This window comes from Oceanobacillus oncorhynchi (assembly GCF_000821065.1).
GTDB classification, from domain to species: Bacteria; Bacillota; Bacilli; order Bacillales; family Amphibacillaceae; genus Oceanobacillus; species Oceanobacillus oncorhynchi.
The window spans coordinates 4,342,753-4,368,449 of record NZ_CDGG01000001.1 but is presented as its reverse complement, the minus strand read 5'-3'; the positions used below and the strand labels follow the sequence as shown (position 1 = coordinate 4,368,449).

Below are 25,697 nucleotides of genomic sequence, written 5' to 3'. Positions count from 1 at the left end.
GAGAGGAGAAACCGGATGAAGAGCTTATGGGGAAGAATAAGCCTTCTTCCGTTTCAACTAAATCATATTTAGCTGAATCATTATGATAGTATAGACAAAGTAAAAAATAATATACATAACGAATAAAAATAATTTGCTAAAGCGGCGAATCGTGGTAGACTATTGACGAGCTAAAAGAAGCTGAGGTGATTCAGAAGTGCGCGTTATAGCAGGAATACATAAAGGAAGAGTGTTAAAAAGTGCAGCTGGTGAGTCTACAAGACCGACTTCTGATAAAGTAAAGGAAGCTGTGTTTCAAGTAATGGGTCCTTACTTTTCAGGAGGGCTAGCTTTAGATTTATTTGCGGGAAGCGGGTCTCTGGGAATCGAAGCATTAAGCAGAGACATGTCTAAGGTGATTTTCGTAGATAAACATCCCAAGGCAGTTCAAATCATTAAAGAAAATTTGAAATCGCTCCAATTAGAAGCGCAGGCAGAGGTCTATCGAAATGACGCAGAGCGTGCTTTAAAAGCCATCGCTAAACGAGAATTACAATTTGATTTAGTGCTTTTAGATCCGCCGTATAAAAGTAAAGATTATATGAAATTACTTGATTATCTTCTCGATAGCAAAATGCTGAATAAGAATGCGATTGTCTATTGTGAGCATGATAAGACAAACATGCTGCCGGATACGTATAAATCCTTGAAAGCAATCAAACAAGCAGATTATGGCGGTTTAGTTCAAGTAACGATTTACCAATCAGATAAAAGAGAGGAAGCATAAATGATGAGGAAATTAGCGATATGCCCCGGGAGTTTTGATCCGGTAACGAATGGCCATCTGGATATTATCAGACGTGGTGCTAAAGTGTTTGAAGAGATAGTAGTTACCGTGTTTAATAATCAATCCAAATCTCCACTCTTTACAGTAGAAGAAAGAATGCAGTTATTAGAAGAATCATTGAAGGACCTGCCAAATGTACGGGTCGATTCTTCGAGCGGATTACTCATGGATTATGCGGAAGAAGTAGGAGCTACTGCAGTTATTAGAGGATTGCGGGCAGTCAGTGATTTTGAATATGAGATGCAGATTACGTCGATGAACCGGAAGTTAAACGAAGATGTGGAAACCTTATTTATGATGACAAACACAAAATATTCTTTTTTAAGCTCAAGTATGGTAAAGGAAGCGGCTAAATACCAGGGAAATATTTCTGGTCTTGTTCCAGAAGTGGTGGAAACGGCACTGAAGCAGAAATATAATCAATAAAAAATAACGAACGGACGCGGATTTCATTCGTTACATATTTTCAGAAGAAGAGAGAGTCAGCGGTCAAGCGGCTCTTTCTTCTTCTTTAGGAAGAATTATTTTTTTCTGACTTTATTAATAAGGATGAAAATAGCAGCCCCTAAACTGATGATTGTCAGGCTTGGCCCAATTGCCTGTAATAGATAGTATATTTGTATCCCGATGGGGGTCTCTTGTATTGTGCCGGCAGGAATCTCGTTAGAATGAAAAACGATTCGCTCCAGGTATAACGGTTTGTATAATAAAATAGTTAAAATCACAGCAAAAGTTCCGTGTAAAAGCCGGGCGAAGAAATAAGGGTAGAAACGGATATCTGTCTTGGCTAAGATGCTGGCTACCTGTGCTTGGATGGATAATCCATTAAAGCCAAGGATGAAGCTGATCAAAATTGCTTTTTGTAATAAAGAATCCGTGGTGACCTGTGAAATTAAGTTTGATCCGACGGTAATTTCAAATAAACCAGAAATAAATGGAAGTCCCAGCTCTTTTGGCAGATCAAAAACAGGGAAAATCGGTTCAATAAATGCAGATATAAAAGATGTGATGTCCATCAGGAAAAGCAATTTAATAAGAACGGAAAAGAGAATAATAAATCCTCCGACCATCACAAGAGTCTGAATCGAATTTAATACCGCATCCCCTAATATTTCTCCGAAAGGCCGGGGATTTCTTAACCGATTTCGATGCATCTCTTGAAATGCTTTTTTCAGTGAAAAGGGCTGTCTCTTTTGTTTGGTAATCTGCTTTTCCTGCTTTCTGCCATGAAAACGCATAACAACCCCGACGATCGTATTAGCTCCGTAATGACACACAGCCAATAGAAGCCCCAGTTTGATATTATAAAAAAAGCCTGCAGAAATGGCACCGAATATAAAGAGCGGGCTTGAATTATTGGTAAAAGACACTAATCTTTCAGCTTCTATCTGTGTGACTTGCTTTTCTTCACGGAGTCTTGCTGCTATTTTGGCACCGGTAGGATAACCGCTGGCCATTCCCATAATCCAGCCGAAGCTGCCGGCACCGGGGATATTAAAAAGCGGCCGCATGATCGGTTCAAATAAAATGCCTAGAAATTTCACAACGCCAAAAGCTAATAATAATTCAGCGGTTATGAAAAAAGGAAGCAAAGATGGAAATACGACCTCCCACCACATATTTAATCCACGGATGGCTGCTTCTAATGCTTGATCTGGAAAACGTATTAAACTAAAAAACAAAAAAATGGATATGCCGCCATAGCCTAGTGTTTTCAGCTTTTGCTTCAATCTGATGTCCCCCTATTAGTGCGTGTTTAAAAAATGGATGTATTATTTTAATTCGTTTTTTTGAACATCCTTTATTCGTTAGAAGAAAGCATCTTCATGCTGTTTTTATCTTCCTGTTATGAAGTCTCGTTCTGTACAATTATGGTAGGAAGTAGTAGAATAATGCTAGCTTGTCCGATGTATCGTTTTAATAAAAAAGTTGCTATATATGATATATACGCGAATACCATCTGAAAATATGCCATAGATATATTTTTAGTAAGAGTGTCAGGAAGGGGAATAAGCAGTGTTGCGATTATCAAAACGGAGGATTATAGGATTATTAGCGGTTGTACTGATTGTTTATTTTTTGGGAGTGTATCAATTGCCGTATTATATACAAAAACCAGGCGGAGCCGATGCATTAGATCCCATTGTCGAAGTGGACGACGGCTATCCAAGTGAAGGGGATATGCATTTAGTGACCGTCAGCGGAATGCAGGCAACTCCCATTTTATATGCTGCAGCCTTCGTCCTTCCACATCAGGATATTCTTCCTTTAGATCAGGTTTTCCCGGAAGGAATGTCTCAGGAAGATTATATGGCAGCACAGCTTCAGGTAATGGAAAGCTCTCAGGAAGCTGCAACTGTGGTGGCCTATGAAACAGCAGAAAAAGATATAGATATCCATTTTAATGGCGTCTATGTGGTTGCTGCGGTGGATGGCTTGCCGGCAGATGGTAAATTAGAGAGTGGAGACCGTATCATCGGAATTGATGATGCAGAAGTGCATGAATCTCAAGATTTAATTGATTATATTGATGGAAAAGAAGCCGGAGATACAGTGACAGTTTTGTTTGAAAGAAATGATGAAGAACACACTGCCGAGATGGAATTAGAACCGTTGGATGACGAAGGAACTCGTGTGGGCGTTGGAATAAATCTTGTCACAGATCGTGAAGTAACTGTAAATCCAGAAGTTCATTTTTCCAGCGGTAATATTGGCGGCCCGAGTGCAGGGCTCATGTTTTCATTGGAAATCTATGATCAGTTAACAGAGGGGGATTTAACCGGCGGCAAGCAAATCGGCGGAACTGGTGAAATTGACTATGAAGGAAATGTCCATCGAATTGGCGGGATAGATAAAAAAGTTGTCGCTTCCGATAGAGAAGACGTTGATATTTTCTTCGCTCCGAATGAAGGCGGCCGGGAAGGGTCCAATTACCAAGTGGCAGCAGAAACAGCAGAAAGTATCGGGACAGATATGGAGGTTGTTCCGGTGGATACGTTTGAAGATGCTGTAGAATATTTAGAAAGTGTTAATGAATAAATGAATTAAATAAAAGAGGATTTCCGTATTATAATGAAGACGGAAGTCCTCTTTTTTGTAACGTCTGAAAGAATTGCTTCAACAAAATGAAGTTTCACTTTATAATAATCGGTGATTTAATCTCCTGTAAAAAGAAGTCTCTTTGCTTCTTGCCGGGTAAAATACTGTAATACGCCTTCGCAGCCCGTTCCTCGATTTCCAGGAAGGGGTGTTTGATTTGATTTATTTTTGTAATAAACGGGAGGTCCGCTTTCTTTTTCTGCTGATTAAGATAAGCCTGGCCGGTTTTATTCATGGCCAGTACCCGTATATAACCTGTCTGGGTACCAAGTATATTATCTTCTTTTCTTGTATTGGTTAAAATATGGACAAAAATACGTTGAAGCCTTGTCCATGTATAACGTTTTGTTTTTAAAGCAGTCATCCATCCTTGAAAAGAGGAAGCCTCCATAGCTGTGCGTACAATACGATGCTCCAGCCCCTCAACAATCCCTTCGATCTGCTGCAATTCTGCTAACGTCATTGTTTGTACTCGATATTTCAAAAAAGAGAAATATAACTCCCAATCATGCCAGTACCCTGAGGCATGTTTATAGCTCTGTAAAATATCTGATGTGGTCTCCGGCATAGCTTCAGCAGCTGCTTTGCTGGCAGTCGGGTTATTCAGCACTTCTTTACGGATACTTGTTGCACTTGCTATATTTCCAGTAATAGCAGTGTCGTGATAATTATTTTCGATTCGTTTTATAGTGATTGGTTTTATTGGATAATGGGCGTCTTTAATTGCCCGGACATAGCTTAATCCTAAAATATTATTTGGTCTGGACACATCCAGTATATCAGATATACCAAAAATATGCTGATATGCTTTTGTTGCTGCGTCTGGATAGGCATGTCCCTTATTTAAATATTTTTTAACAAAGGATTCGTATTGATTCTGATGCTCTTTCTGGTGCTGATAAGCATCGGAAAAAGAATCGATTATGCCTGCTTCACTTCCAAAGCATACAGCACTGACGCCAGAATGATAAAGCATATCGATTGCTCCTTTGGCGAAATAATCGCTGTGCTGTACAGCATAGACATACGGCAGCTCAACAACTAAATCAGCGCCACCGAGAATGGCCGCTTTGGCCCGGTTATATTTATCCATAATGGCCGGCTCGCCACGTTGCAAAAAATTCCCGCTCATAACCGCAACAATACAGTCTGCATCAGTTTTTTCCCTGGCTTGTTTTAAATGATATTGATGTCCGTAATGGAAAGGATTGTATTCAACTATTAAACCGCAAGCTTCCATACACTCACCTCTATTTTTTCAAGTAGCTTTATTTTAACATATTCCGGAATTTGTAGGACGAAAAGAGAAATAGAATGACAAAAAGAAAAACTGCGGTTAGAATAGTTTTAACTGTTGTTTTTTATACACTGTAACAGGGAATACTACGTATGTATGGAAGATTTAGCAATTGGCAAGCCGACAAGGGCTGTCTGAGCTATAGTCGAACTTATACCTGTGGTGTAAAGAAAATATATTGACAAACGAAGCATTTTCTTTTATCATTTATCTTGTTGCCTAGAGGTGATTTTAATGAAATTGACTGTTAATCAGATTAGAAAAGGTTCCGTAAATGAGCCATATTTCTTTGATAGCCAAGCCGATGTGTCAGAACTGGAAACGATGAGTAATGATATACGAAAAATACCTCCAGTACATGTGACCGGACAAGTAACTGTGCATGGTGAAGAATTCTATGTGAATTTTCATGTGACCGGAGAAATGACACTCCCGTGCGCACGTACATTGGTGGATGTTCCTTATCCATTTGAAATAGATGCAAATGAGGTCTTCTCTGCATCTGCTTATTATGGAAGAGAGGAAGAAGAACAAGAAATTCATCCTATTCAGGGAGAAGTTCTTGACTTAACACCATATATCAAGGAAAATATATTATTGGAAATTCCATTCCGCGTTTTTGCTGAAAACGCTGATTCGGATGAAGCAGCTCCTTCCAGCGGGAAGGACTGGGAATTTGTATCTGAGACAAAGGAAGAGAAGCCCATCGATCCAAGATTGAAAAAATTGGAATCTCTCCTTAATAATAACCAGAAAGAAAAATAAGAATCTGATTCAAGTTTTACTTTCATTTTTGAAGGAGGTGTAAGTCATGGCAGTACCTAAAAGAAGAACTTCCAAAAAAGTAAAGAACCAACGTCGTACGCATAAAAAACTACATGTACCTGGTATGGTAGAATGCTCCAACTGTGGCGAATTAACGAAACCTCACCATGTTTGCAAAGCATGTGGAAATTATGATGGAAAAGAAGTTATCAGCAACTAATTTTAATTAACGAAAACAGATCACACTGCGTGGTCTGTTTTTTTCGTTTTCCTCCACGTATATATTTTTTTAAGAGCTTTCTGGATATTTTTAATATAAAACGATTCTAGCATACCTATTTTTTGCATACATTGATAGCAAACCCTAATAGGAGGTATGTTATGAACGATACAAGGCAGGACGCGTGGACAGAAGAAGAGGACAGATTGTTAGCAGATACCGTACTTCAATGTATTCAGGAAGGGAGAACCCAATTAGAAGCTTTTAAGGAAGTTGCTGAAAAGCTATCCAGAACATCTGCAGCATGCGGATTCCGCTGGAATGCGAAAATAAGAAAGCAATGCCAGGACCAGGTGCAGGCTGCAAAGGACAAAAGAAAAGCAGGGTTAAAGCAGCGAATTGCCTATCCGGCTATCGAAACCTCATCGATTCAATCTATTGATGCTGCTATTCAGCTGCTAGAAAAAATGAGGACAGATATTCCACAGCAGGATGATTTTGTGAAGCGGGAAGAAGTAGATAAAATCTTAAAGGAAAACAAAGAGTTAAAAAAGCAGATGGAGAAATATGAAATGGTGTGGGGAAAAATAAATCAACTTATTCATACGGTCTCCAATCCATAAGAACCCCAGATAAAGGGGACGCCTTCATTTAATCTTATATGATGCAAAAAAGCACGAAGCTTATTGCTTCGTGTCTTTTTCTTCAACGCCCTCAGGCAGCCAGAGCAGTGGATTTTCTCCTAAATCGCGTTCCATTTCATAATGTGGTTTGATGAAATCCATCTTTTCCCAAAATCCATGCGAATTAATACGTGGGCTTGTTTTAATAGGAAGGTTAAAGCTTTTTGCAAAATCTACAAGCGCTTTTCCATAGCCTTTTCCTTGATAATCGGGAAGCACTTCTAATTTCCAAAGTGTCAAATAATCCTGAGAAGGCTTAAAGTAAAAATCATACTTTCTGCTCACTTCATAAAGACTCATTCTGGCTACTAAATTATCCCCGATATAAATTCCATAAAAAGGAGATTTACTATTATTCTCGATAATCTTATTCTCTAAATCTTCCATCATGGTCAATTCCTGGTTTCCATATTCACGAAAACGCTTAAATTTTTCTAGTGTTTTAAAATTAATCAGTAAATTTTCTATCTTTATATTTCCCATGTTAACCCCTCCTGAATAATTATCCTGTTATCAAAGATGAATGTAGATTTCCTTCTCTGTCTAAATTATAATACATAGGAGACAAATTTAAAATTATTTCTGTTATATTTATATTAGAAAACTTTTGCATTCATTAAAAGGAAGACTTGAAAGCGGGCTTAGTTTTCTAAAAATCGCTTCTGTTCAGAAGTGCATTTATAGGCGGACAGACGCCGGGGTTATGCAGTGGATGCCGATGCTGGTGCATTATGTCAAAATAAACTTGCATACATCAAAGCGGTCATCTTAACTTGATAGAAATAAATTGTTTAAAAGCAGGGAGGAAAAGGATGAGAGATTATATATATTATACAATAGCTCTTTTTATTGCATTCCCATTCATCATTACTTTTTTAGCATATGGGATAACGAAGCTCCGGAAACAACATACATGGAAAGCCGTACATAATGCTGTCCAGTGGTCAACGATCTTTTTTATCTTAGGTGTAGGTGTCTTGCTGCAGCTTTTGTTTGAACGAAGCTTTTTTGGCTGGATAATCCTGCTGTTTCTGATAAGTTTGACGGGAATATTGATTCATCAATATCAGAAGCAAAGTGATATAGAGATTTCAAAAGCAATTAAAATTGTTTGGAGAAGTGCATTTTTATTATTCTCTTCTGCTTATCTTGTTTTAAGTCTTGTCTATATTATCAAAGAAGTATTATCTTAAAATGCGGCAGTAAGAATATAGGTAACCAGTTAAGGGCGCAGAGCCTGGAAGAAAAGCTGTCTCTACAAGCTTTTTTTGCTTTCCGGAGAATGCTGCGCCAGCCCCGCCAAGATACGGGGGGTGAAAAGCTCTCGTTTGAGATAAAATAAACTTCTTCTGAAAAAAGTTTATTCGTTTCCCCGGAAGCAGATTAGTTTGATTCTTGCTGTTTTTTCTGTACAATACGGAATGTATTCAAATCGATATAAGGGGAAAATGATATGCAGATAAATTCGTTAACTTTGCCTGCTGCCAACAGGTTAGTAGCTGATTATAAAAAAGAAGCAGAAAATATAACACAGTTGTTTGATTACCATCCATATAATGATTTTCATAAACGATTACAAGATGTAGCTGAAAAAGATTTTGACCGGCATGGGCTGACGAATGTATTACATACATTAAACAAAGAATGGGGAGCGCCGGAAGAAACGCTTAAACAAATTGAACGTTTAAACGATAAACAGAGCACCGTTGTTATCGGCGGACAGCAAGCGGGCCTTTTGACAGGACCTAGTTATACAATCAATAAAATTATTTCTATTCTTGAACTGGCGAAACAGCAGGAAAAACTATTGGAAGCACCAGTTGTCCCGGTTTTTTGGATTGCTGGTGAAGATCATGATTTTGAGGAAATCAATCATATTTATTGTCCGAAAGACGATGGAGATTTTCATAAGCTAAAGCTGCGGACTAAAAATATAGATGCGGGGAGAAAGGCTGTTTCGGAATTAGAAATGGATAAGAAAGAACTCTCCAAATGGGTGGAAGCTGTATTTGAAGCTTTGCCTGAGACAGCATATACAAGAGACATCTACACAGTGATTCAGGAAATACAACAAAAAGCTTCTAATTACATTGATTTTTTTGCTCGTCTTATTTTTGCACTATTTCCAAATCAAGGGATTGTATTAGTGGATTCTGGCAACGCAGCATTTCGTAAACTGGAATCAGAGTGTTTTGTGGAATTAATTCAGAATCAATCTCAAATCAGCGGTTCCGTAGTCAAGACGCTGAAAACGTTAGAAAAGCATCAATATCCGCTTGCTATTGAAGCAGATACATCAGATGGGAATATATTTTACCATGATGATATACAAGGAAGAATTTTGTTAAACGTAGACGAGAGTGGAAACTGGGTCGGTAAGCAGCAGGAGATTTCCTTCAATGTGGAGGAGCTCAAGGATATTGCCAGAAATACACCGTGGAAACTAAGCAATAACGTGGTAACAAGACCAATTATGCAAGAGTATATGTTTCCTACGCTGGCTTTTATAGCCGGTCCTGGGGAGATAGCTTATTGGGCTGGATTAAAGGCGGGTTTTCATGTAATGAACCTGCAAATGCCACCAGTTGTGCCAAGGCTTTCCCTGACTTTTTTAGACGCAGCTACGAAAAAATTAGTCACAAAATATCAGCTGACGGTGAAAGATGTTATCTTAAATGGCGTTCAAGCAACGGTGAAAGATTACATGGAGAGAAATGGTCAGCGGGAAATTGATCAAATAACAGAAGACGTGGCGGAGAAAATTAAAGAAGCGCACCAGCCAATCCGGGAGATGGCTTCTGAAATGGGTGACGATATTCAGGCGCTGAGCAAAAAGAATTTAGCTTACTTATTAGAGGATATTCAATTTATGAACAAGCGGTTCCATAAGGAATTTGAAAAGAAGCATGCTAAAGTTTTATGTGAATTTAATCAGCTGGAGCAAGTGCTTCATCCGCATGGAGGCTTGCAGGAGCGCGTTTGGAATCCGTTATTCTTATGGAACCATTATGGTACAGAATTTATTTCACAGCTGACTGCCTTTTCATTTGATATGGAACAAGGGCATTGGGTGGTTGAATAAAATCCCCCACAACTCTCCCCCACAACTATATAGTTGGAAGAAAAACTGTCTATCTATTGATACGGCAGTTTTTTTTCATGTCTTAAAAAGAGATATAAAACACAATGGAAAAGAGAAATAAAATATTTTTGAAGAAATAGTGGAGCATAGTGGGGGGATGTGGTATTATGAATTTACGAAAGTAGGGGGCGTCTATATGTTCATGGGAGAATTCCTGCATAGCATTGATACAAAAGGACGAATCATTGTCCCTTCCAAGTTCAGAGAAGAATTAGGGACAAGTTTTGTATTAACGCGTGGACTCGATAAATGTTTATTCGCATACCCTAAGCAAGAATGGGAAATTTTAGAAGGAAAGTTAAAGCAACTCCCACTGACTAAAAAGGATGCCCGGGCTTTTACACGTTTCTTTTTCTCTGGTGCTGTGGAATGCGAAGTGGATAAACAGGGAAGAATAAATATTCCTGCGAATCTTCGGACCTACGCTAATTTGGAGAAGGATTGCAATGTGATTGGTGTTTCCAATCGTGTGGAGCTTTGGGCGAGCGATCATTGGAATACGTATGTGGAAGAATCTGAAGAATCGTTTGCCGAGATTGCTGAGAACCTAATGGATTTTGATATTTAATTAGAACACGCATTATAAGGATAAAAAAGTTGGTGGCTAAAATGTTTGAGCATTACAGTGTTTTAAAAGAAGAAACAATAAAAGGATTAAAAATAAAGCCGGATGGTACTTATGTAGACTGTACGGTTGGAGGCGGCGGTCATTCCTTAGAAATTGCCTCAAGATTGAATGAAAACGGCAGGCTTTTTGCTTTTGATCAAGATATTCAGGCATTAGAAGCTGCCCGGGAACGCTTACGTATACATCAAGAAAAAATTACATTTATACACTCTAATTTTGAAGGGCTGGAAAAAAGTCTGTCAGAGCTCGGGGTGGTACAAGCTGATGGAATTCTTTTTGATTTAGGGGTTTCTTCCCCGCAATTAGATCAGGCAGACAGAGGTTTCAGCTATCATCAGGATGCAAAATTAGATATGCGTATGAACCAATCTCAGGTTCTCACTGCATATCAAGTGGTAAATGAATGGACCTATGAACAATTGGTATCTATCTTTTTTCGATACGGTGAGGAGAAATTTTCCAAAGGGATTGCCCGTAAAATTGAAAAAGCAAGAGAGGAAAAACCGATTGAAACGACCGGAGAGCTGGTAGATATTATTAAAGACGCGATACCTGCACCCGCCAGAAGAAAAGGCGGTCATCCGGCAAAACGTATTTTCCAGGCGATAAGAATCGCTGTAAATGATGAGCTGGAAGTGTTTAACCAGGCACTTCATCAGGCTGCGGAATTGACAGGTGTAAATGGAAGAATTGCAGTCATCACATTCCATTCATTAGAGGATCGTCTTTGTAAGCAGGCTTTTAAAACATGGAGTACAGATAAACCTGTACCCAGGAACCTTCCTATTGTCCCGGAAACACACCAGGCTCCATTTAAATTAATAACCAGAAAACCAATAATAGCTCATACGGATGAGCTGGATGAAAATAGACGATCGCGTTCGGCCAAGCTGCGGATTGTCGAAAAAATAAATGAATGGAATAATGATTTCCGTTATGAAGAAGGGTGGAAAAAGTAATGAGTGAAAATCAGGCTAGAAAGTGGCAAGTAAATCCCCAATATAATCCCCAAGAAGAAACGAAAACGATAGTCAAAAAGGTAAAGAAAACACCTTGGATCAGTAAAGGCGAAAAAGTGATTTATTCGGTTACCAGTGCTGCGATTTTAGTATTTGGAATCGGAATGGTCTCCTACGCTTCTGGGACAGATAGCTTAAATCGGGAAGTACAGCAATTAGAAAACTCCATAAATCAGCAAAAAATCGTAAATGAAAACTTAAATTTTGAGAGAGAGGAACTGTCGCGTCCAGAGAGAATCACAGAGATCGCAGAGAAAAACGGTTTAAAAATCCAAAATTCGGAAGTGAAACAAGCAGAAACAGTTAACAACTAGCAAGGGGTTTCTTGAACATGAAAAAAAATAAGACGGCAAATGTCATGGCTAGCATTTATATGCTAGTTTTCGTTGCTTTATTCCTTGTGCTTGCAGGCAGGTTTATGTATATACAGGCAACGGGTGAAGTTAGCGGCGTTGCATTGGATGAATGGGCAGAAAACCAGCGGACAACCTCCTATAAGATGAATGCAGAGCGTGGGCAAATCATGGATAAGAATGGCATGGTATTAGCTTATGACCGTCCGGCGTATCGGATGTACGCCATCTTAGATGAAGGATACTCAGAAAATTCACCGGAAGCCCTGCACGTTTCAGACACGGAGGAAACAGCGGAAGAATTGGCATCTATTTTAGATGAGGATGAAAGTGAAATAAAAGGGATACTGGATGAAGCGGTAGAGGCGGAGAGATTTCAGGTTGAATTTGGTCAGCTGGGACGTCAGCTGTCTCAACAAGAAAAAGAAGCCATTGAAGAAGCAGAAATTCCAGGTATCTACTTTGACGAAGAGCCGATGCGGTATTATCCAAATGGTATGTTTGCTTCACATATTATTGGTTTTGCCCGCGAAGTGGAAGAAGAAACCGAGGATGGCATTGAACACAGCATCACCGGTGTAACTGGAATGGAAAATGTCATGAATGAGGTCCTTGGAGGAAAGGATGGATTTATTTCCTATCAGCGTGACCGTTTTAACAGCAAACTATTGGATCCTGATGAAATTATTCAAGAGCCGGAGGATGGGGATCAGGTTTATTTAACCATTGATCAAAAAATCCAAACCTTGCTGGAGGATTTAATGACACAGGTAGATGAACAATATAATCCTGTGAAAATGAATGCAATTATTATGGATCCAAAAACGGGTGAGATTATGGCGATGAGTACACGGCCAAGTTTTAACCCAAATAGCCCTGAAAATGTAGAGAACTGGTATAATGATCCGATTTCTTCTCCATTTGAGCCGGGATCAACATTTAAAATATTTACTTGGGCAGCAGCGATTGAAGAAGGTGTCTATAATGGAGAAGATACATTTGAATCGGGAACGTATCAGCCCAATGAAAGAATTGAGGAAATCAGAGATCATAATCAAGGAGAAGGATGGGGGACGATTTCCTACGATGAAGGCTTTATGCGTTCTTCCAACGTAGCAGCTTCTAAATTGCTTTGGGAAGATATTGGCGCAGATGAATTCTATGAATATATCCAGGCGTTCGGTTTTGAAGAAACTACCGGAATTGACCTTCCTGATGAATCTGTCGGCCGGATACAATATAATTGGCCATCAGAGAAGTTAAGAACGGCTTTTGGTCAAGGGACAACTGTTACCCCGATACAGCAGATGAGAGCTGCTTCAGCCATCGCAAATGACGGACAAATGGTAAAGCCGTATGTAGTGGATAAAATTGTTGATTCTACGACAAACAATGTACTGGAAGAAACCGAAGCAGAATACACCGGTCAGCCAATTTCACCGGAAACTGCGGAAGAAATGAAAGAATTGCTTGCTTCTGTAGTGAATGATGAGGATGGAACCGGCGCCCCATATAAATTAGATGATTATGTGGTTGGAGGCAAAACTGGAACCGCACAAATGCCGGACCCTGAAGGCGGCGGCTATTTAACTGGAAAAGAAAATCATGTGTTTTCCTTTTTAGGGATGGCTCCAATGGATGATCCTCAGTTAATGGTTTATGTATCTATTCAGCAGCCGGAATTGGAGGATACAGAATCAGGTTCCGCCCCGCTTGCGTTTATCTTTAATAATGTAGTTGAAAATAGTCTTCATTATTTAGATGTAGAGCCCGAAGAAGATGAATCTAACAAGATTCAAGAGGTGGAATTCCCTGAAGTAGCAGAGCAATCTGCAGAAAGTGTTCAGTCTGAATTAGAGGAACAAGGAGTCCAGCCAATTCTGATTGGCGAGGGAGAAACCATTGTTGCCAGTAATGTGGAAGCAGGAGAGAGAATACTGCCAAATGAAAAAGTTCTGTTGCTTACAGATGAACCAACAATGCCTGATATAACAGGATGGTCGTTAAGAGAAGTGATGAGCTTTGCTGATCTGCTGAATCTGCAGACAGAAAGATTCGGTAATGGTTATGTCACTTCACAGGGTATCGAAGTTGGAAAACCGATTCAGGAAGGTGACTATTTAGGTTTTGAATTAGAAGTTCCTTCCGGAGAATCATCTGATGAAAATGATGATGATAATGCAGGTGAAGAGGAAACAGAAGAAGGAAATAACAACGACGAAGCAGGGAACGAAGAAACTGAAGAGGAATAGAGAGAAGGCTTGCTGAAAAAAGGATTACTTTTTCAGCAAGCCTTTTTTTACGACAGTCATACTATAAGCCTAAGTTTAGGAGAATCTGTTCTCAATAGAAATACATGAGGGACAAGTAGAAAAGATAGCTTGTTCTATTCCATTTTTTACATTCATATAGTGGATACAAAGCAGGTTGAAAGGAGTTCTTTCATGAAACGCGCATCCACCATTATCATAAAAAAACGAATGATTACTGTTTTTTTATTTGCGATTTTAATTTTTCTGGTTATTATTGCAAGATTAGCCTATGTTCAACTGGTATTAAGTGATGATTTATCTGACAGTGCCAATGATTTATGGACAAGAGATATCACTTTTGCTGCAGAAAGAGGGTATATCCTTGATTCGGAGGGAGAAATCCTTGCAGAGAATGTAACTGCTCCTACGGTATTACTGATGCCGCGGCAAATTAAAGAACCAGAAAATACAGCGAAGCTTCTGGGGGAGGTCCTTGACGTGCCAGAGGACAGAATGCTGGAATTAGTTACACAGAATTCATCCAGTGTGATGGTGCGCCCTGAAGGTATTAAAATAAATAATGAGCAGGAACAGGCGATTCGAGAACTGGATTTGGATGGTGTTTATTTAGCGAAGGATTCCAAGCGTCACTATCCAAATAACAGTGCTTTATCACATGTGCTCGGATTTACAGGGATTGATAATCAGGGGTTAATGGGACTTGAATTGTACTATGATGATAAATTAAAAGGAGAAAATGGGAGGCTGTCATTTTATTCCGATGCCAAAGGTGGAAGATTAGAGCAGCTGGCAGACGAATATACATCTCCAAAAGATGGTTTGAATTTAAAAACAACGATTAATAACAAAGTAACCACCATTATGGAAAGAGAGTTAGACCAGATTGTAGCGGAATATAATCCGGATGGGGCGATGGCCATTGCAGTTGACCCTAAAACAGGCGGTGTGCTGGGGATGTCCAGCCGTCCCAATTTTGATCCGGAAAATTATCAGGACGTGGATGCATCTATATTTGGCAGGAATTTGCCTATTTGGAGCACCTATGAGCCAGGGTCAACCTTTAAAATCATTACGTTAGCTGCTGCTTTAGAAGAGGGAGTCGTTGATTTAGAAAAAGATCGTTTTTACGATGATGGCGATATTAAAGTCGGCGGAGCAACGATTCATTGCTGGAAACGCGGTGGGCATGGAGATCAGTCGTATCTTGAGGTTGTTCAGAATTCCTGTAACCCGGGATTTGTTAATTTAGGACAAATGCTTGGTACGGAAAAGCTTTTTTCTTATATTGATGCTTTTGGTTTTGGGAGGAAGACAGGGATTGATTTGCAGGGAGAAGGAAACGGAATCCTATTTAAACCAGAAAATGTCGGTCCTGTGGAGCTGGCAACCACATCCTTTGGACAGGGTGTTTCGGTAACGCCGATTCAGCAGGTGATGGCTGTTGCAGCAACGGTAAACGGCGGTTATTTATACGAACCGATGATTGCGAAAGAATGGGTGGACCCTGTGACCGGAGAAGCGGTTGAAACCTATGAGCCGCAGTTAAAGGAACAGGTTATCTCCCAGGAGACCTCCGAAACGATTCGGGAAACCTTAGAGACAGTAGTTGCTCAGGGAACAGGAAGACCTGCTTATGTCGATGGATATCGTGTCGGCGGGAAAACGGGGACCGCTCAAAAGGTAGGACCGAACGGCGGATATTTAGAAAATAACTATATTGTATCCTTTATTGGCTTTGCACCGGCGGACGATCCGGAAATTGTTGTTTATCTTGCTGTCGATAATCCAAAGGATACGATTCAATTCGGCGGTGTTGTTGCTGCGCCAGTTGTCGGAACGATTATTGGTGACAGCCTGCGGGCGATGAATGTAGAACCGCGGACAGATGGATTAGAAAAAGAATATGCCTGGCCGGACCAGCCTAAAATTGAAGTACCGGATTTTATAGGTGAAAGTACAGATAAACTGGCGGAATATCCGTTAGATCTTTCCATTGAAGTAAACGGTGAAGGGGATGAAATCATTGATCAATCCCCAAGTGCGGGAACAATGCTGGAATCTGGAAGTACGATTCGATTAATATTAGGTCATAAAAATAATCGTTAAATCGTTAAAAATTTGCTATAATAGATTCTGTTGTAAGAGGATGTTTAACAAGTCCAGCAAAAATGTGAACAGAACATTCATGACAACCCTCTTAAACGATAGTTTTTTCGAGAATACATTAAAAGGAAAAGAACAGAAATAGGGTGTAAAAAATGAGACTAAAAGAATTATTGGATGGAATCGAATTCTATCAAACATCAGAATCTATTAAAGATATAAATATTGTCAATGTAGAAATGGACTCCAGAAAAGTAGAGCCGGGGAGCTTATTTGTCTGTATTGAAGGCTATACTGTGGACGGTCATAATTTTCTGCAGCAAGCGATAGACAAAGGTGCTGCGGCTGCAGTTATTTCCAGGGACGTAAACGTCAGCGGTGATATTCCACTTATCCGGGTCAGAGACACGGGACGTGCCTTGGCGATGCTGTCAGCCGCATACTATGATTATCCAACAACGAAATTTCCGCTGATTGGGGTTACCGGCACAAATGGTAAAACAACCACGACCTATTTATTAGATACTATTTTTGAAAAACAGGGTAAGAAATCGGGTGTCATTGGCAGCATCCAAGTGAAAATTGGCGATGAAACATTTCCAGTAAATAATACGACACCTGATGCATTAGAGTTAAATCGCATCTTTCATCAAATGCAAAAAAAAGAAACAGACCAGGTTATTATGGAGGTTTCTTCGCATGCTTTAGACATGGGAAGAGTTTTTGGCTGTGATTATGACATTGGTATTTTTACAAATCTGTCGCAGGATCATCTCGATTATCATAAAGATATGGATGATTATTTGCGGGCGAAGAGTCTTCTCTTTGCCGGTTTAGGGAATGACTATCATCAAGGGAAGAAAAAATATGCAATTATCAACGAGGATGATGCTTCAAGCGACTTATTAAAACGAAGTACAGCGCAGCAGGTATTAACTTACAGCTGCAAGCAGGATGCGGATATAATGGCAAAAAATATTATGCTTTCTCCTGCCGGTGTGGCATTTAACCTTGTGACTCCAATAGGCACAGTCCATATTAAAACTGGTTTAATCGGCATGTTCAATGTGTATAATATGCTTGCGGCGAGCGGCGCTGCTATCGCATCGAAGGTGGATTTAGATGTGATTAAAGAAGCCCTGGAGAATACAAAAGGGGTAGATGGCCGGTTTGAACCAATTAATGAAGGTCAAGATTTTTCTGTCATTGTTGATTTTGCGCATACACCGGATTCATTAGAAAATGTGCTTCAATCGAGCAAGGAATTTGCAGAGCGTAAAGTGTATGTAGTTGTGGGCTGCGGTGGGGACCGCGACCGTACTAAACGGCCGTTAATGGCGGATGTTGCTGTTAAGTATGCAGACCATGCGCTGTTCACATCCGATAATCCGCGTACAGAAGACCCGGTGCAAATCCTTGATGATATGACAAGTCATTTAACGGAAGAGGAAGCAACCTTTGAAGTAATTGTGGACCGGACAGAAGCCATTAAGCATGCGGTGAAGCTTGCTCAAAAGGATGATATTATTTTGATTGCGGGCAAGGGACATGAAACCTATCAAATCATCGGCAAGAAAAAATTTGATTTCGACGATCGTCAAATTGCCCGGGAAGCAATTAAAGAGAAAGGGGAGTAAAAGATGTTATTTACTGCATCACAATTAATGAAATTATTCCCCCGGCATCAAGGGAACGTCTCCGCTGATTTAGAAATTCATGAAGTAGTCCATGATAGCCGGGTGAATACAAACCACGGGCTCTATGTACCAATTGCTGGTGAACGGTTTGATGGACATCAATTTATTGGCGGAGCAGTGGAGAACGGGGCAGCAGCAGCCTTTTGGCAGAAAGAAAAGCCGCTTCCGTCAAATCTTCCTGACTCTCTGCTGATATTATTTGTAGAGGACACTGTAAAAGCATTACAGGAGCTGGCTGTTGCGTATCGGAAGGACGTCAACCCGACTGTTATTGGGATTACCGGATCAAATGGGAAAACAACGACGAAGGACCTGACTAATGCTGTCATGCAGACAACGTTTAAAACCCATGCTACAAAGGGGAATTTCAATAATCATATCGGGCTCCCATTGACGATTTTATCGATGGACCGGAAAACAGAAGTGCTGATTCTTGAAATGGGGATGAACCATTTTGGAGAAATCGAGATGTTGAGTAAGATCGGGGAGCCGAATCAGGCGATTATTACCAATATTGATGGGCAGCATATTGAAAATTTAGGCTCTAAAGAAGGAATAGCCAAAGCCAAATTAGAAATTGTGTCGGGTATCAAGCCAGAGGGTACATTGGTTATTGATGGGGACGAACCGCTGTTAACAGATGCAGCTGTGCCTGTAGCTAAAACACGGGTCGGCTTCAGTGAAGACAATGATGTAGTGGTTCGCAATATCACCGTAGAGGAAGAAACGACAACCTTTGATGCAGGAGAGAAAACTTACCAGATCCCGCTCTTAGGAAAGCATCACGCAAAAAATGCCGCTTATGTTATTCAACTGGCATCCGGGATGGGAATAGCTCCTGAAACAATCCAGAAAGCGTTCGGACAATTAGAAATGACGAAAATGCGCTTTGAAAAGCATACAGGCAAAAATGGTATTACGATTATTAATGATGCTTATAATGCTTCTCCTGCATCTATGAAAGCATCGATTCAAGTAGTCGAAGAAATGAAAGGCTATCAGCATAAAATACTTGTATTAGGTGATATTTTAGAGCTTGGTGATTATGCAGAAGAATTTCATCGCGGAATTGCAGATGTTATTCATTCTGATATTACAGCAGTGTATACGTATGGTAATCATTCGCATTACATACATGACGAATTAAAAAAGAAAGGTACGGAGCTGATTGCTGTCCACTTGCAGGATAAGCAGGAGCTGGTGAATCAGATTGAACAATATCTGAAACCGGAAAACCTTATTTTGCTGAAAGCATCAAGAGGAATGAAATTTGAAACATTTTTAGAACAATTACGTTAAGGCATCTTATAGGTATTGTTTACATCATCAGGAAACAGAATCAGTGCGGTGGATTTGAGGATTAGAGAAGTTTCAGCAAATGCTCATAAGAATTGCACTGATTCTGGCATGCTTTGTTAACAATTCTATAAATGGTTACAAATGAGGTGGAGAGAAAATGAATATTACAGGTTTATTAATTACAATCGCAGTAGCGTTTCTTATAACAGTTCTTCTATCTCCAATTTTTATCCCTTTTTTAAGACGATTAAAGTTTGGACAGAGTATTAGAGAAGAAGGCCCTGAGTCTCATCAGAAGAAATCAGGAACACCGACAATGGGCGGAGTTATGATTGTATTCAGTATTGTGATTACATCCCTGATTATGGGAATGAGAATGGACACAGGGATCGGCTATGAGCTGTGGCTGTTACTTTTTGTGTTATTTGGCTATGGCTTACTAGGGTTTTTAGATGATTATATTAAAGTAGTAATGAAACGAAATCTAGGCTTAACTTCAAAGCAGAAGCTATTTGGACAAATTATTATTGCACTTGTATTTTATTTTGTTTTGCGCGGGCAGGAAGACTTCTCGTCAGCAATTGCCATTCCGGGAACAACGGTTGAATTTGATATTGGCTGGTTCTATGCAATTCTTATTATTGTAATGCTTGTAGGAGCCTCCAATGCTGTTAATTTAACGGATGGCTTAGATGGTTTATTAGCTGGTACTGCAGCGATTGCTTTCGGTGCTTTTGCCATTATTGCCTGGTATGGCGTGCCAAATGATATGGTAACCGTCTTTGCTTTAGCAGTTGTCGGCGCTCTGTTAGGATTTTTAGTGTTTAACGCGCACCCTGCCAAGGTGTTCATGGGAGATACAGGATCATTGGCGTTAGGGGGAGCAATTGCTGCCATTGCGATACTTCTGAAGCTGGAGATTTTATTAGTAATTATCGGCGGTGTGTTTGTTATTGAAACCTTATCTGTTATTATTCAGGTTATTTCCTTTAAAACGACAGGAAAACGTATTTTCAAAATGAGCCCGCTGCATCACCACTATGAGCTGGTAGGATGGTCAGAATGGAGAGTCGTTACCACATTCTGGTCTGTCGGCCTGCTATTTGCGATTCTTGCTATTTATATTGAGGTGGGTATCTAATGAACACATGGAAACAATTTCCCGAAAAAGTGCTTGTCTTAGGATTGGCCCGAAGCGGTACAGCTGCTGCGAATGTTTTGTTGGAGAGCGGCAAGGATGTAACGGTGAATGATGCGGCAGCATCCTATGAAGATGTACCTGTTTTGGCGCTTCAGGAAAAAGGAGCCCGTCTTGTGCTCGGCTCTCATCCGCTAAGTGTTTTAGAAGGGATAGAGATGGTTGTTAAAAACCCGGGTATCCGTTATGATCATCCGGTTGTTGCAGAAGCACAGAAACGCAGTATTCCGGTAATTACAGAGGTGGAATTGGTAGCTTATATAACCGAACAGCCGATTATCGGAATTACTGGTTCCAATGGAAAAACAACCACAACAACGTTAGTTACGGAAATGCTGGAAAAAAGTGATTGTAAGGTAAAGCTTGCCGGGAACATTGGAATTGCTGCAACGGAAGTGGCCCAAACGATGCAAGCAGATGAAAAGGTGGTAATGGAACTATCCTCCTTTCAGCTGCAGGGAATAAATACATTTCGTCCATCGACAGCAGTCCTTTTAAACATTTATGAAGCGCATTTGGATTATCACGGCGATTTAGAAAGCTATGTCAGAGCTAAATGTAATATATTTAAAAACCAGCATGCCGATGATTATCTGGTATATAATGCTGATGATCCGACACTTGAAGAAAAAGTGAAGGGTACAAAAGCAAAAAATATAGCCTTTTCGGCAACAAAAAATCTGTATCATACAGGCGCTTGGGCAGATGATACGCATGTATACTTTTTCGATGAAGCAATTATTCCTTTAGAGGATATTGTCTTGGTCGGGAAGCATAACTTAGAGAATATCCTGGCAGCTGTTGCAGCAGCAAAATTAAATGGAGCAACTAATGAAGGCATACAGCATGTCTTAAAAACTTTTTCCGGTGTCAAGCATCGTTTAGAGTTTGTCGGGCTGCTGCATGGCCGCTATGTTTACAATGATTCGAAAGCAACAAATATCCTAGCTACGCAAAAAGCATTAGATTCCTTTAAAAAGGATATTGTCCTTCTTGCAGGCGGCTTAGATCGCGGGAATGAATTTGATGAGCTGATTCCACATTTGCATCATGTTAAAGCAATGGTTGTATTTGGAGAGACGGCACCGAAACTAGAGCGAGTTGGAAAAGAAGCCGGTATCCAGGTGATTGAGCACGCAGCCGGCGTAGATGATGCAGCTAAAACCGGTTTTTCATTAGCAGATGAAGGTGATATCCTATTGCTTTCTCCCGCATGTGCGAGCTGGGATCAGTACAAAACATTTGAAGAAAGAGGAGACATATTTGTTCAAGCAGTTCATACAATGAAGTAAGGGGCTTGAACAAATACTAATCCTAAACAGCAAACCATATTCGGACAAGCCGAGAATGATACAGCATATTTAAAATGCCCCTATTTCCAAAGTTTATCTCATGGAAAGAAGGGGTATTTTTGTCTAAGTTCATTCAAAATCAAAATAAAGTAGACAGAGTATTATTTGGAATAATCATTCTCCTTTTATGTATCGGTATGCTGATGGTTTACAGCTCATCCTATATTTGGTCGGAGTATAAGTTCAATGATGCATTTTATTACTTAAAAAGACAGCTTTTATTTGCCGGCATCGGGTTTATCGGAATGGTTGTTATCTCTTACTTTCCTTATTATATATGGAAAAAGTATGCAAAGATTTTATTATTTTCTTGCTTTGTTCTGCTTCTCCTTGTGCTTATTCCGGGAATCGGCATGGTGCGCGGAGGAGCACAGAGCTGGATTGGCATCGGTGCATTCAGTATTCAGCCCTCTGAATTTATGAAGCTGGGTTTAATTATTTTTCTGGCATCTATATTATCTGATCATCAAAAATATATTACCTCGTTTAAAAAAGGGTTTTTCCCGTGCCTTCTATTGATTTTTACGGCATTTGGTCTGATTATGCTTCAGCCAGATTTAGGAACTGGAATGGTGCTGGTCTTAACATGCATGATTCTGCTTTTTGTGGCAGGTGCAAAGCTTTCTCATTTTTTTGGACTGGCCGGCATTGGAATTATTGGGTTTATCGGATTGATTGCTTCTGCACCTTACCGGATTAATCGGATTCTGGCTTTCTTAAACCCATGGGAGGATCCGCTAGGACATGGATTTCAAATTATTCAATCTCTTTATGCTATCGGTCCCGGGGGACTGATGGGACTGGGGCTGGGCAACAGCCTGCAAAAATATTTTTATCTGCCGGAGCCGCAGACAGATTTTATTTTTTCAATCATTGGTGAGGAATTAGGTTTAATTGGAGGTTGTACAACTATTTTATTGTTTTTTCTGCTATTATGGAGAGGGATTAAAATTGCTATTGAAGCTCCGGATTTATTTAGCAGGCTGTTAGCGCTGGGAATCGCAAGTATGTTAGCATTACAGGCGATGATTAATATTAGTGTAGTCATCGGATTGATTCCGGTAACGGGAATTACCCTGCCTTTTCTCAGCTACGGCGGTTCATCACTAACGTTAACACTTTGTGCGGCCGGGATTCTTCTAAGTATCAGCAGGCACGCCAAAAGTATGGAAAAAAGTACGAAGCCGATTATTTAAAATAGCAGCGAAGAACATTTATATAAAACGTAAATCCCGTCCATGGAAGAAGTAAGAAAACTTCTGCGGACGGGTTATCCGTGATAAAAAAGAAAAAACTTCAGAAACAATAGAAGTCAATGACGTGTAGCACCATAATTTATGATATAATTTTTGTAAATACTAGGGAGTAAACTGATACAGTTATATTCCCTGAAAATAATGGATAAAGGAAGAAATGGAGATGAGTGATAAAAATATCGTTTCGATTGAGGATCGAATTCCAAAATTGAAGCAAGCTAGGAAGAAAAAAGCAAACAGACGATTAATATTTTATCTATCTATATTTTTCTTTCTCATTGCTATCATTGTTTACTTGCAATCTCCATGGAGTGAAATACGCACGATTGAAGTAAACGGCAATGTATTCTTAACGGATGAGTATATAATAGATGAGTCAGGGGTAACAGAAGGAACAAATATCTGGTCCATGAATGGATCATCTGTTGCAGCCGGGATGGAAGAAAATCCCGTCATTGAACATGCATCTATTAATCGGAGTTTTCCCAGCACCGTTGTGATTGAGGTAGAAGAACAGCCTGTCCTTGGCTATGTTCAGGACGAAAGGGAATTTTACCCGGTTCTTGCAGACGGTCAAGTCATCCAGCAAAATGCACAAAACTCTATCAGCAATGCTCCATTAATAACAGGCTTTAATGAAGCGCAATTAACAGAATTGGCAACAGCCATGGATAATGTTCGCCCAAGTATTTTTAATATGATTTCTGAGATTGAACGAAAAGATTCAGATGAAGAAGAGGATACGCTGCAGGTTAGATTGTATATGAGTGATGGGTTTCTGGTAGAAGGCATTGCAGATCAAATGTTGGACAGATTGGATTACTATCCTTCTATTGTGTCACAGCTTGACGAAGAGGATAGTGGTATCATTCATATAGGTGTCGGCATTTATTTCGAATCTTTTCAAAAAGATGAAATGGAAGAAGTAGATATCGAAGATGAAATTGAAGAACTCAATGAGGAAATTAATGAAGAAAATGAAGAAACAGGAAATGAATAATTTGCAGAATGAAGTCATATATCATCCTTTTTAAACGAATGGTATAATGTCGATTTTTATAGAAATAGATTACTTGAAAAAAATAAGCATAAAATATGTTTATTTTTTATTCATTTTCTTTTAGAATTAAAGACTATACAAAGGATAACGTGGCAGTAAAAATATCGTCAGCATATTTTTACGGGGAGGTGCTCTTTTTTGAACAACAGTGAGATATTAGTTAGTCTTGACATTGGGACAAACACGATAAAAGTAATTATTGGAGAAGTACAACAAGACTCTTTAAATATTATTGGAGTAGGTACTGCAGCGTCAAACGGAATGAAGAAGGGTGCTATAATTGATATTGATCAGACTGTTCATTCTATCAGGAATGCAGTAGAACAAGCAGAACGAATGGTAGGGATGGAAATTCACCGCGTAGTAGTGGGGATAAACGGATCCCATATCCAGCTTCAGCCTTGTCATGGCGTTGTCGCTGTACAAAGTGAGAATCGGGAAATAAATGATGAAGATGTAACGAGAGTAATTGACGGAGCTCAAGTGATTTCTATTCCGCCGGAGCGGGAAATCATCGATGTGATTCCGAAGCAATTTATTGTGGATGGATTAGATGAAATTACGGATCCGAGAGGGATGATTGGTGTCCGTCTGGAGATGGAAGGAACGATTATCACCTGCTCAAAAACGATTTTGCATAATATCTTAAAATGTGTGGAACGGGCTAATTTGGAAGTATCTGATATTTGTCTTCAGCCGCTTGCTGCCGGAACAGTTGCTTTATCAAAGGATGAGATGAATATGGGCTCTGCCCTGATTGATATCGGAGGAGGCTGTACAACGGTATCTGTATTTGAAAATGATCATTTGGCTGCGACAAGTGTTATTAATTTAGGCGGAGACAATATAACGAAAGATTTATCCGTCGGCCTGCGTATTTCTACAGAAGAAGCAGAGCAGATCAAACTAAATTATGGCTATGCATTTTACAACGATGCTTCTGAAGATGAGACATTTGAAGTCACAACAATCGGAAGCAATCAAAAACAGGTATTTAATCAACTTCAATTAGCTGATATGATAGAAGCTAGATTAGAAGAAATATACACTTATATTGATAGGGAAATTCGGAAAATGGGCTTTCAGGAGCTGCCTGGCGGTTTCGTATTGACAGGAGGCACCACGGCTATGCCGGGGAGCTTGGAATTAGCGCAAGACTTGTTTTATTCTCATGTACGTGTAGCTGTCCCGGATTATATTGGTGTCAGGGAAGCACAGTTTACTTCAGGTGTCGGTATTTTACAATTTGCTTATCGTAATGCGAAAATACAAGGGAAAGAATTATATCCTGCTGTAGCAATAGATGGGGAAGCGGAGCAGCAGCCAGTGAAGCAATCCAGACCTGCAGGCGAGAAGAAAAAGAAACAAGGCAAGAAAAAAGAATCAGGATTTGCTAACCTATTCAAATATTTCTTTGATTAATTTCT

23 protein-coding genes are annotated in these 25,697 nt (G+C 39.8%); 20 read left to right on the top strand and 3 right to left on the bottom strand.

Translation table 11 applies throughout. The features are described 5' to 3' along the window. Positions 1-196 precede the first annotated feature (196 nt). Both rsmD and coaD read left to right on the top strand, forming a co-directional pair. Positions 197-766 carry a 16S rRNA (guanine(966)-N(2))-methyltransferase RsmD gene (gene rsmD, locus BN997_RS20935; protein ID WP_042535217.1) on the top strand — a complete coding sequence of 190 codons (570 nt, stop codon included), beginning with the start codon at positions 197-199 and terminating at the stop codon, positions 764-766. 3 nt (positions 767-769) lie between these two features. After that, on the top strand, positions 770-1,252 hold the full coding sequence (coaD, locus tag BN997_RS20930; RefSeq protein WP_042536352.1) for a pantetheine-phosphate adenylyltransferase: 483 nt from the start codon (positions 770-772) through the stop codon (positions 1,250-1,252). A 95-nt stretch (positions 1,253-1,347) separates the two neighbouring features. Here the strand turns inward: coaD and ylbJ are convergent, their stop codons facing one another. Continuing rightward, positions 1,348-2,556, bottom strand: a complete 1,209-nt coding sequence (gene ylbJ, locus BN997_RS20925) for a sporulation integral membrane protein YlbJ (RefSeq protein WP_042535215.1) — start codon at positions 2,554-2,556, stop codon at positions 1,348-1,350. 289 nt (positions 2,557-2,845) lie between these two features. Here ylbJ and BN997_RS20920 point away from each other — a divergent pair, with 289 nt between their 5' ends. Beyond that, on the top strand, positions 2,846-3,865 hold the full coding sequence (locus BN997_RS20920) for a SepM family pheromone-processing serine protease (RefSeq protein ID WP_042536350.1): 1,020 nt from the start codon (positions 2,846-2,848) through the stop codon (positions 3,863-3,865). A 94-nt stretch (positions 3,866-3,959) separates the two neighbouring features. On the opposite strand, the gene BN997_RS20915 is transcribed toward BN997_RS20920, so the two are convergent. Continuing rightward, positions 3,960-5,165, bottom strand: a complete 1,206-nt coding sequence (locus tag BN997_RS20915; RefSeq protein WP_042535213.1) for a nucleotidyltransferase — start codon at positions 5,163-5,165, stop codon at positions 3,960-3,962. Between the two features lie 291 nt (positions 5,166-5,456). Here BN997_RS20915 and BN997_RS20910 point away from each other — a divergent pair, with 291 nt between their 5' ends. The 3 genes from BN997_RS20910 to BN997_RS20900 all read left to right on the top strand — a co-directional run bounded on the left by BN997_RS20910 (position 5,457) and on the right by BN997_RS20900 (position 6,830). Then, positions 5,457-5,987, top strand: a complete 531-nt coding sequence (locus BN997_RS20910; protein ID WP_042535211.1) for a YceD family protein — start codon at positions 5,457-5,459, stop codon at positions 5,985-5,987. Between the two features lie 46 nt (positions 5,988-6,033). Then, positions 6,034-6,207 (top strand): 50S ribosomal protein L32, encoded by a 174-nt coding sequence (gene rpmF / locus BN997_RS20905; protein WP_042535209.1) that lies wholly within the window; start codon positions 6,034-6,036, stop codon positions 6,205-6,207. 161 nt (positions 6,208-6,368) lie between these two features. Then, positions 6,369-6,830: an RsfA family transcriptional regulator gene (locus tag BN997_RS20900; protein ID WP_042535207.1), complete on the top strand. Its 462-nt coding sequence runs from the start codon at positions 6,369-6,371 to the stop codon at positions 6,828-6,830. 60 nt (positions 6,831-6,890) lie between these two features. Here the strand turns inward: BN997_RS20900 and BN997_RS20895 are convergent, their stop codons facing one another. After that, complete coding sequence (locus tag BN997_RS20895; RefSeq protein WP_042535205.1) at positions 6,891-7,373, bottom strand: N-acetyltransferase; 483 nt, start codon at positions 7,371-7,373, stop codon at positions 6,891-6,893. Between the two features lie 329 nt (positions 7,374-7,702). Between BN997_RS20895 and BN997_RS20890 the strand changes: the two genes are divergently transcribed. The 14 genes from BN997_RS20890 (at position 7,703) to ftsA (ending at position 25,692) form a co-directional block, all read left to right on the top strand. Next, the gene (locus tag BN997_RS20890) at positions 7,703-8,083 is read left to right on the top strand and encodes a DUF3397 domain-containing protein (protein WP_042535203.1); all 381 of its coding nucleotides are present in this window, start codon (positions 7,703-7,705) and stop codon (positions 8,081-8,083) included. A 260-nt stretch (positions 8,084-8,343) separates the two neighbouring features. After that, the gene (gene bshC, locus BN997_RS20885) at positions 8,344-9,972 is read left to right on the top strand and encodes a bacillithiol biosynthesis cysteine-adding enzyme BshC (RefSeq protein ID WP_042535201.1); all 1,629 of its coding nucleotides are present in this window, start codon (positions 8,344-8,346) and stop codon (positions 9,970-9,972) included. 196 nt (positions 9,973-10,168) lie between these two features. Next, positions 10,169-10,600 (top strand): division/cell wall cluster transcriptional repressor MraZ, encoded by a 432-nt coding sequence (gene mraZ / locus BN997_RS20880; RefSeq protein ID WP_042535199.1) that lies wholly within the window; start codon positions 10,169-10,171, stop codon positions 10,598-10,600. A 41-nt stretch (positions 10,601-10,641) separates the two neighbouring features. Beyond that, a complete protein-coding gene (gene rsmH / locus BN997_RS20875; protein WP_042535198.1) occupies positions 10,642-11,619 on the top strand; it encodes a 16S rRNA (cytosine(1402)-N(4))-methyltransferase RsmH in 978 nt (325 codons plus the stop codon). After that, positions 11,619-11,993, top strand: a complete 375-nt coding sequence (ftsL, locus tag BN997_RS20870; RefSeq protein ID WP_042535197.1) for a cell division protein FtsL — start codon at positions 11,619-11,621, stop codon at positions 11,991-11,993. The genes rsmH and ftsL overlap by 1 nt, the downstream gene beginning before the upstream one ends. Before the next feature lie 17 nt (positions 11,994-12,010). Further along, positions 12,011-14,284: a penicillin-binding protein gene (locus BN997_RS20865; protein WP_042535195.1), complete on the top strand. Its 2,274-nt coding sequence runs from the start codon at positions 12,011-12,013 to the stop codon at positions 14,282-14,284. 192 nt (positions 14,285-14,476) lie between these two features. Beyond that, on the top strand, positions 14,477-16,411 hold the full coding sequence (locus tag BN997_RS20860; RefSeq protein ID WP_042535193.1) for a stage V sporulation protein D: 1,935 nt from the start codon (positions 14,477-14,479) through the stop codon (positions 16,409-16,411). A gap of 152 nt (positions 16,412-16,563) precedes the next feature. Continuing rightward, on the top strand, positions 16,564-18,045 hold the full coding sequence (locus tag BN997_RS20855) for a UDP-N-acetylmuramoyl-L-alanyl-D-glutamate--2,6-diaminopimelate ligase (RefSeq protein ID WP_042535191.1): 1,482 nt from the start codon (positions 16,564-16,566) through the stop codon (positions 18,043-18,045). A gap of 3 nt (positions 18,046-18,048) precedes the next feature. Beyond that, complete coding sequence (locus BN997_RS20850) at positions 18,049-19,404, top strand: UDP-N-acetylmuramoyl-tripeptide--D-alanyl-D-alanine ligase (protein WP_042535190.1); 1,356 nt, start codon at positions 18,049-18,051, stop codon at positions 19,402-19,404. A 157-nt stretch (positions 19,405-19,561) separates the two neighbouring features. Continuing rightward, entirely contained in the window at positions 19,562-20,545 is a 984-nt protein-coding gene (mraY, locus tag BN997_RS20845; RefSeq protein WP_042535188.1) for a phospho-N-acetylmuramoyl-pentapeptide-transferase, read from the top strand. Next, on the top strand, positions 20,545-21,894 hold the full coding sequence (gene murD / locus BN997_RS20840; RefSeq protein ID WP_042535187.1) for a UDP-N-acetylmuramoyl-L-alanine--D-glutamate ligase: 1,350 nt from the start codon (positions 20,545-20,547) through the stop codon (positions 21,892-21,894). The genes mraY and murD overlap by 1 nt, the downstream gene beginning before the upstream one ends. Before the next feature lie 131 nt (positions 21,895-22,025). Further along, the gene (gene spoVE / locus BN997_RS20835; protein WP_256706326.1) at positions 22,026-23,150 is read left to right on the top strand and encodes a stage V sporulation protein E; all 1,125 of its coding nucleotides are present in this window, start codon (positions 22,026-22,028) and stop codon (positions 23,148-23,150) included. A gap of 223 nt (positions 23,151-23,373) precedes the next feature. After that, positions 23,374-24,210, top strand: a complete 837-nt coding sequence (locus BN997_RS20830) for a cell division protein FtsQ/DivIB (RefSeq protein ID WP_042535183.1) — start codon at positions 23,374-23,376, stop codon at positions 24,208-24,210. 198 nt (positions 24,211-24,408) lie between these two features. Next, on the top strand, positions 24,409-25,692 hold the full coding sequence (ftsA, locus tag BN997_RS20825; RefSeq protein WP_042535180.1) for a cell division protein FtsA: 1,284 nt from the start codon (positions 24,409-24,411) through the stop codon (positions 25,690-25,692). Positions 25,693-25,697 lie beyond the last annotated feature (5 nt).